The organism is Mycolicibacterium aichiense (assembly GCF_010726245.1).
Classification (GTDB): Bacteria; Actinomycetota; Actinomycetes; order Mycobacteriales; family Mycobacteriaceae; genus Mycobacterium; species Mycobacterium aichiense.
Genome location: NZ_AP022561.1, coordinates 3,521,307 through 3,533,640, shown reverse-complemented (window position 1 = coordinate 3,533,640; position 12,334 = coordinate 3,521,307). Strand labels below are relative to the sequence as shown.

Below are 12,334 nucleotides of genomic sequence, written 5' to 3'. Positions count from 1 at the left end.
GACCCTTCGCTCAAGCGTGTACGTCGCGAAGCCCCTTCGCGTTGCGCAGTCCCGAGCAGTTGTAGCACCCAACGCAGCCGACGCAGTCGGTGCATCTCACACAGCCGACACAGGCGGTGCAACTCCGGCATGCGACGCACGCCAGGCACGCCACACATTTGCGCAGCCGCACCGAGAACACGGACAGCACGCTGCCTGCGATCAGCGCGCTGCCCGAGGTGGCCACCGAGCCGACGACGAGGGCGCTGCCGGCGGTGGCGATGGATCCGACGACGGCGGCGCTGCCCGCCGTCGCGATCGAGGCGTTGACCACCGCGCTGCCGACGGTGGCGATGGACCCGGCGACGACCGCGCTGCTGATGGTGCTGACTGATCCGGCCACGACCGCGCTGTCGGTGGTGGCGACCGAGCCGGCCACGGTGGCCGGCTCGGAGGGTTCGATGACGGCGAGTGTTTTCACGCCACGAGCATGTCAGCCTGCGCGCGGTCGTGCTGGCGGTACGGCCGCCAAGAGTGCGCGGGTGTACTCCTGCCCGGGTGCGGCGAGTAGGTCGGCGGCGGGCCGGTATTCGACAACGGCGCCGTCGCGGAGCACCAGCACGTCGTGACTCATCCGCTCCACGACCGCCAGGTCATGCGAGATGAAGAGGTAGGTCAGGTGCAGGTCGCGCTGCAGGTCGGCGAGCAGATCCAACACCCGGGACTGGACCGAGACATCGAGGGACGCCGTTGCCTCGTCGAGGATGACCAGTTCCGGCTCGACCGCCAGTGCCCGGGCGATGCTGACTCGCTGCCGCTGGCCCCCGGACAGCTCATGTGGATAGCGCGATGCGAACTCGCCCGGTAGGCCGACCAGCTCCAGCAGTTCTGCCACCCGCTCCGACCGGGCGTGCTTGCCGCGCTGAATGCCATGCACGACAAGGGGTTCGGCGATCGCCGAGCCTACGCGAGCGCGTGGGTCAAGCGCCGCGAACGGGTCCTGCAGCACCAGGCTGATCCGACGGCGGAGCGCTTTCTCGTCCGCGCCGCGCACCCCGAAAATGTCCACTCCGTCCAGCGTCGCGGTGCCCGAGGTGGGGGTGACCAGTCCCGTCAGGGCGCCGGCCACGGTCGACTTGCCGGACCCGGACTCGCCGACCAGCCCCAGGGTGGTGCCACGGCGGATCTGGAACGAGACGTCCTCGACGGCCGGCTCCCCGTCGAAGTGCACATGCAGTGCGTCGACGTCCAGCAGTACAGCGGCGTCGGCAGGAGCCGACGGCGGCCCGCCGGCGCCGATCAGCGGCCGCGCGTCGAGCAATTCGCGGGTGTAGGGATGGCGCGGGGAATCGAAGATGTCCAGGACCGGCGCCTGTTCCACGGACACCCCGTCCTGCAGCACCGTGACGGCGTCGGCGACCTGCCCGACAAGGCCCAGATCGTGACTGATCCACACCACCGCGGCGCCGAAATCGCGTTGCAGATCCTTGATCAGGGTGACGATCTGCGCCTGCGTGGTCACGTCCAGGGCGGTGGTCGGTTCGTCGGCGACCAGTAGTTCGGGGTTGCAGGCCAGCGCGATCGCCACCATGACCCGTTGCCGCTGACCGCCTGAGAGCTGATGCGGGTAGCTGTCCAGGCGACGCTCCGCCTCGGGCAGTCCGACGGCTTCGAGCAGTTCGAGCGCGCGCTGCCGGGCGCTGCGGCGAGTCAGGTTCTTGTGTGTCTGAAGGGATTCGGTGATCTGGCGCTCCAGCGTCAGCAGCGGATTGAGTGAGGTTCCCGGGTCCTGAAACACGAACCCGATGCGGCCGCCGTGCACGCTGCGCAGCACCCGGGGTTTCGCGCCCACCAGCTGGATCGTGGCCGAATCATCGACGGCGGCAAGCTGACTCGAGCCGGCCGTCACCGCACCCGGGGTGTCGAGCAGGCCGGTGGCCGCCAGCGCGGTCATCGTCTTACCCGACCCGGATTCCCCGACGATCCCCAGGGTCTGCTCGGGCTCGACGTCGAACGAGATGCCCCGCACGATCTCCTTGCGGCCGAGGCGTACCCGCAGGTCGCGCACACTGAGCACGGGTGCCATCAGCCCCGCCTCGCCTCGGTCGACGTGCGCTGCTTGGGATCCAGAACATCTCGAAGCCCGTCGCCCAACAGATTGAACGCCAGCACGATCACGAAAATCGCCACGCCGGGGAACACCGCCACCCACCACGCCAGCGTGACGAACCCCTGCGAGTCGAAGATCATCCGGCCCAAGGACGGCTGCGGCGGTTGCAGCCCCAGACCCAGGAACGACAGAGCAGCCTCCGAGAGGATCGCGAACGCCAGCGACAGCGACGTCTGCACGATGAGCGGCCCGGCGATGTTGGGCAGCACGTGGCGAGCCAGGATGTAGCGGTGCGGGCTGCCCATCGAACGTGACACCGCCACATACGGTTCGACCCGCACGCCGAGTGTGCTCGCCCGGGCTACCCGGGCGAAGATCGGCGTGTAGACGACGCCGATGGCCAGCATGGTGGTGGTCAGCCCCGGACCGAGGACGGCGACAATCGCCAACGCCAACAACAGAACCGGGAACGCGAACATGACGTCGACGCATCTCATCAACACCGTGTCCGCCCAGCCGCCCCGATACCCGGCGAGCAAGCCGACGCCCACCCCGACGACGAGAGCGAATGCGACGCTGACGACGGCGACTTCCAGTGATGCCCGAGTCGCGGCCAGCACCCGGGAGGCGATGTCGCGGCCGAGTTCGTCGGTACCGAACCAGTGCGCGCTACCAGGAGCCTGCAGGGCATTCGGCACATCGACATCGTTGACACCCGACGGAGCCAGCCATGGGGCGCCGAGCGCAGCGATGATGATCGCCAACAGGAGTATCGCGCTGATCAGAGCGACCGGATTACCCAGCAGCAAACGCCAATTCGACCTTCTCATGACAGCCGGATCCGTGGATCGACCACCGCGTACAGCACGTCGACGATCAGGTTGATCAGTAGGAACAGCGCGGCGATCAGCAGCACCGCCCCCTGGATCACCGGATAGTCGCGGGCCGCGACGGCGTTGAACGTCAACCGCCCCAGCCCCGGCCATGCGAAGACCACCTCGACGACGATCACCCCGCCGAGGATCGTCGCCAGCTGGATGCCGGTGATGGTCAGCACCGGGACCAGCGCGTTGCGCACAATGTGCCGGGAGGTGACCACCAGTGGGGCAAGTCCTTTGGACCGGGCTGTTCGTACATAGCCGGCCTCGGCGACCTCCAGCACCGCCGACCGGACATAGCGGGTCATGATCGCTGCGGCCACCAGTCCGACCGTGAGGCCGGGCAAGACGATGTGGCGAAGCCAGCCGCCCGGGTCCTGCAACAGCGGCCGGTACCCGGAGGTGGGCAACCAGCCCAAGGTCGAGGCGAACAGGCCGATCAGCAGGATCGCCATCCAGAAATCGGGGATCGAGACGCCGAATTGACTTGCCACCCGGACGATTCCGTCACCTACGCGGCCGCGATGCAGAGCGGAATAGATGCCGGCGGGCAGTGCGATGAGCAAGGCGATCAGGATGCCGACGAGGGCAAGGGACACCGTGGCGGGCAGCCGCTCGAGCAGCGTCGCGGTCACCGGCTCTCCGTTGCGGAAGCTGACCCCGAGGTCACCGGTCAGCGCCGATGCGGCGTAGGAGAAGAACTGTGCGATCAGCGGGCGGTCGAGGCCACTGGCCGCGCGCAACGCCTGGTAAGCCTCGGGCGTGTAGCGCGTTCCCAGCGCGATGCGCACCGGGTCGCCGGGCACCAGGTGTACCAGCGCGAACACCACGACAAGCACTCCGAACATCACCACCGCCGAATAGAGCAACCGTCGCAGAAGGAACCCGATCACGCCGCCCCACCTCTCGTCAGGTGGGCTGAGCGAAACCTGACGGCGCCGTCGCGGCGGGCGTCATATCCGGCCAGATTCGTCGACCATGCCTGGATGACCGACGGGTTGTACAGGTAGATGTAGCTGGCCTTGTCGGCGATGATCGTCGCGGCGCGCGCGTAGTCGTCCTGGCGGCGGGCGCGGTCGGTCTCTTCGCGCGCCGCGTCCAGCAGTCGGTCGACATCCGGGTCGGAGAATTTCTGCGCGTTGCTCGAGCCGCCGGTGTGATGCTGGGCGTAATAGAAGTCGTCGGGATCGATGTTGCCGAGCCACCCCATCATCAGCATGTCGAAGTGGCCGCTGTTCTGTTCATCGAGCCAGGTTGCGAAATCGACCGTGCGGATGCTGACGTCGATGCCCACCTCCGCGAGGTTGTCGGCGATGATCTGCGCAGCGGTGACCGTCTCCGGGTACTCGCTGGTGACCAGCATGTCCAGCTTCTGCTTGCCGATCCCGGCCTGCCGCAGAAGATCTCGCCCGCGGCCCGGGTCGTGACGATAGTGGTCGTACGGCGTGTACCACGGGTTACCTTGGGGAATCGCAAGCTGATTCGCGGTGGCGGTCCCGTAGCTGGTGGCTTGCACGATCGACGCCCGGTCGATCCCGTAGGCGATGGCTTGCCGTACGCGTTGGTCATTCCACGGTGCGCGTGCTTCGTTGAGTGCGAGATACCAGTAGTCGTTGGACGGTGTGACGGCAAGGTGAATGGAGTCGTCGCCCTTCAGCTGCTCGACCCGCTGCGGCGGAATGGCGTCGGTCCAGTCGATCTCACCGGCTTGCAGGGCAGACAGCGCCGTCGACGGTTCGGAGATGAACCGGAACGTCACGCCCGGAACTTCCGGGGCGCCTCCCCAGTAGCTCTTGTTGGCGGTCAGGGTGATCGAGTCACCGCTTTTGCGGCCGGTGAAGGCAAACGGTCCGGTGCCCACCGGATGCGTCGCGATCTGGCCGCTCTCGACATTACGGCGCTGCACGATCGCCATCCCTTTGAAGCCGCCGAGGTTGGTCAGCAGGTTCGGGGTGGGGTGCGCGACGTCGATGATCACCGTCTGCGGATCCGGCGCCCGCACGTCACGGACCGCGCTGAGCTTGTCGGCGTTGGCGAGTTTCTCGTCGATGATCCGCCGGTAGGAATAGACGACATCAGAGGCGCGCAATGGCGAGCCGTCGTGCCAGCTCACTGCGGGACGGAGGTGAAAGGTCCAGGTGAGTTGGTCGGGGGAGACCTGCCAGGATTCCGCGAGCGCCGGTCGCATCTCGAGGTTGTCGTCGGGCTCGACCAGGGTGTCGAAGACGTTCTCCAGCACCTCGAAGGAAAAGTACGCCGTGCTGCGCTGGGGATCGAGCTGGTCCGGCTCGCCTGCGATCGCCGCCGTGATGTTGCCCGCCGATGGTCCGCCCAGATCGACCCGCGAACCCGTCGAACACGCCGCCAGCAGCCCGATCATTACGAGGGCAGCGGTCATTACCGCTGGTCGTCTCATGATGGGATGCGGGGTTTCCCGAACCGTTGATGGGTAAACGCGCAACTGCGATAATCGGTGCGTATGTGCAGCTAGACGGACTGCGAAATAATTACGCGTGCGTGACCATGTGTCCTCGCTTGCAGCGTGGAGGCCGTTACTCGCATTGAATGGGGGCCAGACCGAAGCCAGTTGATTGCAAGTGCATCCGGTGGGGTATCGCCTAGGGGCTCGGCCGGGGCGATCCAAGCCCTCGGCGTGGAGAGGAGCGATTGATGCGTACCGTCCCGGGCACCACCGATCATGTCGTGGTGGTGGGCGCGGGCCTGTCGGGTCTGTCGGCTGCGCTGCACATTGCCGGTCGCGGGCGATCGGTCACTGTCGTCGAGCGGTATCCGTTCCCCGGCGGGCGGATGGGACAGGCCGACATCGCGGGCTACCGTATCGACACCGGGCCCACTGTGCTGACGATGCCGGACATCATCTCCGACGCTTTCTCCGCCGTCGGCGCATCGATGACCGACCACCTGGATCTGGTTCCGGTGGCTCCCGCGTATCGAGCCACTTTCGCCGACGGATGCTCGCTGGACGTGCACCCGGACGCCGGTGCGATGGCGGCGGCGATCGAAGAGTTCGCCGGCCCGGATCAGGCGGCCGGCTACCAGCGGCTGCGCGCCTGGCTCACCGAGCTCTACCGGTTGGAGTTCGACGGTTTCATCGCGTCCAACTTCTCGTCCCCGCTGTCGCTGCTGACCCCGCAACTGGCCCGACTCGCCGCGATCGGCGGATTCCGCGGCTGGGAACGGATGGTCGGCCGGTTCATCACCGACGAGCGCGTGCAGCGACTTTTCACTTTCCAGGCGCTCTACGCCGGAGTCCCGCCTCAGCAGGCGCTGGCCGCCTACGCCGTGATTGCCTACATGGATACCGTTGCGGGCGTGTACTTCCCGCGCGGCGGCATGCGTGCGGTTCCGGAGGCGATGGCGGCCGCGGCCGAAGCGGCGGGTGTGCAGTTCCGCTACGGGTCCACCGTTGACGGGTTGGAACGCACCGGTTCGCGAGTGACGGCGGTGCGCACCGCCGACGGTGAGCGGATCGCGTGCGACGCGGTGGTACTCACGACCGAGCTGCCGTTGACCTATCAGCTGCTCGGCCGCACCCCGCGGCGTCCGATCAAGGTGCGGCCGGCGCCGTCCGCGGTCGTGGTGCACGTCGGGGTTCCCGCCGTCGGTGAGCGCCTGCTCCACCACAACATCAGCTTCGGGCATCAATGGGCTCGCACATTCGACGAGATCATTCGCGACGGTGTGCTGATGAGCGACCCGTCGCTGCTGGTGACCAGGCCCACCGCGGGCGACCCGAGCCTCGCACCGGCCGGCCGCGATCTGCTCTACGTTCTGGCGCCCGCGCCGAATCTCGAAGTGGGCAAGGTTGATTGGGGTTCGACCGGCGAGCGCTACGCGCGCCAGGTGGTGGCGACTGCCGCCGAACGGCTGATGCCCGGACTCGCCGACGGTGCCGAGATCCTGGACGTCGTCACCCCCGCCGACTGGGCGGCGCAAGGTATGGCAGCCGGCTCGCCCTTCGCGCTGGCGCACACCTTCGCCCAGACCGGTCCGTTCCGGCCGGCCAACATGGTCCGGGGTATCGACAACGCCGTGCTGGCCGGCGGGTCGACCGTGCCCGGTGTCGGCATCCCGACAGCGATGATCTCCGGGCGGCTGGCCGCCGACCGCGTCACCGGTGCTGTCGACGACCCGTCCGCCAGACGCACCATCGTCGGGTCGGGAAGCAGGTAGCGATGATCCACACCGAGTTGCATGCCGCGGGCATCGACGATTCGCGACTGGTCGAGTCCTACCGCTACTGCCGGCGTCTCAACGCCCAGCACGGCCGGACCTACTTCCTGGCCACTCGGCTGCTCGCGCCCTCGCAGCGCCCGCCGGTGCACGCGCTGTACGGGTTCGCCCGCTACGCCGACGACATCCTCGACGACATGGAGATCGACGCCAGCGTCGCCGACCGTGAGCGGCGCCTCGACGAACTGTCGGACAAGTTCTTCAACGGCGACGAGACCGAGCCGGTGCTGGCCGCCGTGCTGCACACCGCCCGCACCTATCAGATCCCTCGGGACCTGTTCGACGACTTCCTGACCTCGATGCGGATGGATCTCACCGTCACCGACTATCCGGATCGCCCGGCGCTGAACCACTACATGCGTGGTTCGGCGGCGGTCATCGGCTTGCAGATGCTGCCGATCCTCGGCACGGTCGGGCCCGCCGAGGAGGCCGCCCCGTACGCCGAGGCGCTCGGGAATGCCTTCCAGCTGACGAATTTCCTGCGCGACGTCGACGAGGACCTCGCGCGCGACCGCATCTACCTGCCCGCCGACGAACTCGCCGCCTTCGGTGTGGACCGCGACGTGCTGACCTGGTGCCACCAGAACCGCCGCACCGATCCGAAGGTGCGCCGCGCGCTGGCCGCTCAGCACGACATCGCCCGCGGTGTCTACCGGCAGGCGCGCAAGGGGATCGCCCTGCTCGCCCCGCAGTCGAGGCCCTGCGTGACGACCGCGTTCACGCTGTACTCGGAGATCCTCGATCGCATCGAAGACATCGACTTCGCGGTGTTCAGCCGACGTGCTTCGGTGTCCATCGGGCGGCGGCTGCAGGTCTTCGCCTCCGGATTGGTCCGGGCCTACCACGCCCGTGGTGCCAACTGATGGATCGAAGGCATGTTGTTATGGGTAAAGCAGCGGCCCCGTCTCGATGATCCAGGAGATCGATCATGACCGTCACCAATCGCGGCCTGGATCGCGCCCAGGTTCCCGGCGCCTTCGACATCGGCGCGCACGCCTACGACAAACTGGTCGGCGCCAATCCGGGCTATCACGACCACCTGCGGATCTCCGCACGACGGATGCGGATTCCGGGTGGCGGGCGCGGTTTGCGGCTGCTGGACGCCGGCTGCGGCACGGGTGCCTCGACGGCCGCACTGCTGGACGCCGCGCCGCATGCCGAGATCGTCGCTGTCGACGCTTCCGCGGGCATGCTCGCCGAGGCGAGCGTGAAGTCCTGGCCGGATTCGGTCCGCTTTGTGCACAGCCCGATCGAGAAGATCGCTGACGCCGGCGTCGACGGTCCCTTCGACGGCATCCTCGCGGCGTATCTGTTGCGCAACCTCGCCGACCCGGACGCGCAGTTGCGGACGTTCCGCGAGCTGCTGCGACCCGGCGGGACACTGGCCGTGCATGAATACTCGGTGCGTGACTCCCGCGTCGCCTCCGCCATCTGGAACGCGGTGTGCTGGGGCATCATCATCCCGTCCGGCTGGCGACAGACCCGCAATGCCACCCTGTATCGGCACCTGTGGCGCAGTGTGAACACCTTCGACGGCGCGGCCGCCTTCCAGCGCCGCTTGACGGCAGCAGGTTTCTCCGGCGTGCACAGCGAGACGATGCCCGGCTGGCAGCGTGACATCGTGCACACCTTCCTGGCGGACGCACCCCGATGATCGACCCTCGTCGCGTCGCCCACCCGGCAATCACCGGGGTGCCGCATGCCCACGCACTGCCCGCCACACCGCACGTCGTCGTGGTCGGCGGCGGAATCGCCGGCCTTTCGGCAGCCACCGGCCTGGCCGAACGCGGTGTCTCCGTTGACCTTCTGGAGTCGCAGCACTATCTGGGCGGGCGGGTCGGCGGCTGGACCGAGCAACTTCCCGACGGTACGCAGGTGGCGAACAACCGCGGCTTCCACGCGTTCTTCCGGCAGTACTACAACCTGCGATGGCTGTTGCGCCGTACCGATCCCGAGCTCGAGCGGCTGCGGGCCGTCGAAGATTATCCGCTGGTCGACGGCGAAGGCCGGCGTGACACCTTCCGCGGGCTGCCGAAGACCCCGCCGTGGAACGCGCTTGCCTTCGCGCTGCGCAGCCCCACCTTCCGGATGCGGGACCTGATGCGGCTCAACGCCGTTGCTGCCGCTCCGCTGGCCGCGGTGTCGGTACCGGAGATCTATGAGCAGCTCGACGGGCTCGACGCGGGCACTTTCCTGACCGACATCAATTTCCCCGTCGCCGCCCGCCACCTCGCGTTCGAGGTATTCGCCCGCAGTTTCTTCGCCCGGCCGGAGCGGCTCTCGGCGGCGGAGCTGGCGACGATGTTCCACATCTACTTCCTGGGCTCGAGCGAAGGATTGGTCTTCGACGTCGCCGCGTCGAATTTCGACACCGCGCTGTGGGAGCCCTTGGGCCAGTACTTGATCGAACACGGTGTTCGGGTGCACCGGGGAGTGGCGGTGGAATCGGTGACCCGCGGCGGCGGCAAGCTGCTGCAGGTGCGCGATTCCACCGGGGCCACAATCGACGCCGACGGTGTGGTGTTGGCCACCGATGTCGCTGCGCTGCAACGAATCGTGGCCGCCTCGCCGGGCCTCGGCGACCAGAGCTGGCGTCACAACGTGGCGCAGATGCAGACCGCGCCGCCGTTCATGGTGCAGCGGCTGTGGCTGGACCGTCCGGTGAATTCCGATCGGCCGGCCTTCCTCGGCACCGGCGGCCTAGACCCTGTCGACAACATCAGCGTGGTCAGCGGCTACGAAAGCGAAGCCGCGGAATGGGCTCGCGCACATCATGGTTCGGTTGTAGAAGTGCATTCGTACTCGGTGGGCGACGCGCCCGCGGTCGACGAGCTTCGGGACCGCATGCTGGCTCGGCTGCACCAGCTCTACCCGGAGACCGCGGCGGCCGGGATCGTCAACGAGACACTGCTGGTGCGTGACGACTGCCCGTTGTTCTCCCCGGGTGCCTTCGCCAACCGGCCGACGGTGGACACCCCGGTCCCCGGTCTGACGCTGGCCGGCGACGGCATTCGCATCGACTTGCCGGTCGCGCTGATGGAGCGTGCCGCCACCACCGGATGGACGGCCGCCAACCACCTGCTGGCCGGTTGGGGGATCTCCGGGCACACCCTGCACACCGTGCCGGTGCACGGACGCTCTCCGCTACTGCGGCGGCTGGCCAGCCGGGAAAGGCGCGCGTCATGAGCTTCCGGTCGCGAATGAAGTCGATTCCGCTGCAAGTGATCCCGAAAGCGAACTGGGCAGGGCAGCGACCCACCTATCAGGACGCCCAGCCGGCACTGATCGCCGCCGCGCTGCGCCGCGCTGAGGACCGGCCCAGTGGCAACTGGTATGTCTTCGGGGCCAGCACCGACGTTCGGGCCAATCGGCCGTTCGGCACCCGAGTCGGTGGACTCGACATCGTCGCGTGGCGAGATCAGCAGCGCCGCTTGCACGTCGGGCCCGCGGCCTGCCCGCACCTGGGTGCGGACCTCGCGACCGGAAAGGTGGAGTGTGGCGGTCTGATCTGCCCATGGCACGGGCTGCGGCTCGAGGGTGGTCGTGAATTCGGCTGGAAACCGTTGCCCGCCTTCGACGACGGAGTATTGGTCTGGGTCCGGCTGGATCGGCTGGGCGGCGAACCGCCGCTCGACGCCCCGGTGATCCCGGTTCGTCCCTCGGGGCCGCGGCTGGCCGCGGTGACCCGCCTGGACGGGGTGTGCGAACCGTCGGACATCATCGCCAACCGGCTCGACCCGTGGCACGGCGCCTGGTTCCACCCGTACTCCTTCACTCAGTTGGAGGTGCTGAGCGCCCCCGCGGTCGACGCCGACGAGGCCGCCGACCGATTCCTGGTGGCGGTGACGTTCCGGATGGGACGCCTGGGTGTCCCGGTGATCGCGGAATTCACCGCGCCGGAGCCGCGCACCATCGTCATGCGGATCGTCGACGGGGAGGGCACGGGCAGCGTCGTCGAAACCCACGCCACCCCGATGGGGCCGGGACGCGATGGGCGTCCACGCACAGCGGTGATCGAAGCCGTTGTCGCGCAATCTGATCGAACCGGCTTCCATCACTCGCTGCGGGTGGCGCCGCTGATCACCCCGTTCATGCGCTTGGCTGCCACCCGGCTGTGGCGCGACGACCTCGCCTACGCCGAGCGGCTCTACGCCTTGCGCGAGGGCACCTCCGGCTAGGCAGGCGTCAGGATCGTCTTGCCGGGCAACCGGCCGGCGTCGGCATCGGCATGCACGGCGGCGATCTCGGCCAGTGGCCGGCGATCAGCGACGTCGATCGTCAGTCGACCGGTATCCACCTGGCCGACGAGGTCGGCGAGTTGGCTGGCGTCGCTGCGGACGAACACCCGTTGGCTGCGCAGCCCACGCGTCGTCGTCTCCGGGCCCGAGGTCATGGTGCCGACGTAGTGCCCGCCGTCGGCCACCAGTGCGGCCAGTGCCTCGGTCTCGTCGGCCGTCGTGCCGATCAGGTTCAGCACCACGTCGAACGGCGCTCCGTCGGCGACCGGGGTGGCGGTGTAGTCGAGGTAGTCGATCAGCTGGTCGGCCCCATGGTGGCGGAGCCGTTCGGCTGCGCTGGCTTTCGTGGTGGCGGTGACCTTTGCGCCGGCCTGATGCGCAAGCTGTACCGCGTAGCCGCCGACCGCTCCGCCCGCACCGTTGATCAGGATGGTCTGTCCAGCCGTCAGGCCGGCCACCTCGAACAGGGCCTGCCAGGCGGTGAGACCGACGGTCGGCAGCGCGGCGGAATCGGCCAGCGGCACCGACGTCGGAGCCGTGGCAAGTGCCTCGGCCGGGGCGAGCACATACTCGGCGGCCGCACCGCGGGCCACCATGGGCAGCAAGCCCACGACCGCGTCGCCGACCTGCCACCCGCTCACACGGTCGCCGAGTTCGGTGATCGTGCCCGCCACGTCGATACCCGGCACGTGCGGGAAGGCGACCGGAAAGACGTCCGACAGGTAGCCGCCGCGGATCCCGGCGTCGACCGGGTTGAACGAGGTTCCGGCGACCTTCACCAGAACCTCGCCCGTCCCGGGTGCCGGCCGCTCGATGTCGCCGTACTGCAGAACGTCGCTGTCGCCGTACCGGTGGTAAAACGCTGCCTTCATGGT

General features: G+C 68.2%; 11 protein-coding genes. 5 read left to right on the top strand and 6 right to left on the bottom strand.

All coding sequences use genetic code 11. The features are described 5' to 3' along the window. Window positions 1-10 precede the first annotated feature (10 nt). The 5 genes from G6N32_RS17165 to G6N32_RS17145 are packed head-to-tail and all read right to left on the bottom strand — an operon-like array spanning window position 11 to window position 5,383. Complete coding sequence (locus tag G6N32_RS17165; protein ID WP_115320612.1) at window positions 11-460, bottom strand: RodZ family helix-turn-helix domain-containing protein; 450 nt, start codon at window positions 458-460, stop codon at window positions 11-13. 12 nt (window positions 461-472) lie between these two features. Beyond that, window positions 473-2,065 (bottom strand): ABC transporter ATP-binding protein, encoded by a 1,593-nt coding sequence (locus G6N32_RS17160; protein ID WP_115320611.1) that lies wholly within the window; start codon window positions 2,063-2,065, stop codon window positions 473-475. Beyond that, a complete protein-coding gene (locus G6N32_RS17155; protein ID WP_115320610.1) occupies window positions 2,065-2,919 on the bottom strand; it encodes an ABC transporter permease in 855 nt (284 codons plus the stop codon). Before G6N32_RS17155 ends, G6N32_RS17160 begins: the two co-directional genes overlap by 1 nt. Beyond that, window positions 2,916-3,857, bottom strand: coding sequence for an ABC transporter permease (locus tag G6N32_RS17150; RefSeq protein WP_410432636.1), 942 nt, complete (start codon window positions 3,855-3,857; stop codon window positions 2,916-2,918). The genes G6N32_RS17155 and G6N32_RS17150 overlap by 4 nt, the downstream gene beginning before the upstream one ends. After that, window positions 3,857-5,383, bottom strand: coding sequence for an ABC transporter substrate-binding protein (locus G6N32_RS17145; protein ID WP_115320609.1), 1,527 nt, complete (start codon window positions 5,381-5,383; stop codon window positions 3,857-3,859). The genes G6N32_RS17150 and G6N32_RS17145 overlap by 1 nt, the downstream gene beginning before the upstream one ends. A gap of 254 nt (window positions 5,384-5,637) precedes the next feature. Here G6N32_RS17145 and crtI point away from each other — a divergent pair, with 254 nt between their 5' ends. The 5 genes from crtI to G6N32_RS17120 all read left to right on the top strand — a co-directional run bounded on the left by crtI (window position 5,638) and on the right by G6N32_RS17120 (window position 11,399). Next, on the top strand, window positions 5,638-7,161 hold the full coding sequence (gene crtI, locus G6N32_RS17140) for a phytoene desaturase family protein (protein ID WP_115320608.1): 1,524 nt from the start codon (window positions 5,638-5,640) through the stop codon (window positions 7,159-7,161). A gap of 2 nt (window positions 7,162-7,163) precedes the next feature. Continuing rightward, window positions 7,164-8,084: a phytoene/squalene synthase family protein gene (locus G6N32_RS17135; protein WP_115320607.1), complete on the top strand. Its 921-nt coding sequence runs from the start codon at window positions 7,164-7,166 to the stop codon at window positions 8,082-8,084. Window positions 8,085-8,149: 65 nt separating this feature from the next. Further along, window positions 8,150-8,875: a class I SAM-dependent methyltransferase gene (locus tag G6N32_RS17130; protein WP_115320606.1), complete on the top strand. Its 726-nt coding sequence runs from the start codon at window positions 8,150-8,152 to the stop codon at window positions 8,873-8,875. Next, entirely contained in the window at window positions 8,872-10,407 is a 1,536-nt protein-coding gene (locus G6N32_RS17125; RefSeq protein WP_115320605.1) for an FAD-dependent oxidoreductase, read from the top strand. Before G6N32_RS17130 ends, G6N32_RS17125 begins: the two co-directional genes overlap by 4 nt. Further along, window positions 10,404-11,399: a Rieske (2Fe-2S) protein gene (locus tag G6N32_RS17120; protein ID WP_115320604.1), complete on the top strand. Its 996-nt coding sequence runs from the start codon at window positions 10,404-10,406 to the stop codon at window positions 11,397-11,399. The genes G6N32_RS17125 and G6N32_RS17120 overlap by 4 nt, the downstream gene beginning before the upstream one ends. On the opposite strand, the gene G6N32_RS17115 is transcribed toward G6N32_RS17120, so the two are convergent. After that, complete coding sequence (locus G6N32_RS17115; RefSeq protein ID WP_115320603.1) at window positions 11,396-12,331, bottom strand: NADP-dependent oxidoreductase; 936 nt, start codon at window positions 12,329-12,331, stop codon at window positions 11,396-11,398. The two genes, G6N32_RS17120 and G6N32_RS17115, sit on opposite strands and share 4 nt — an antisense overlap. Window positions 12,332-12,334 lie beyond the last annotated feature (3 nt).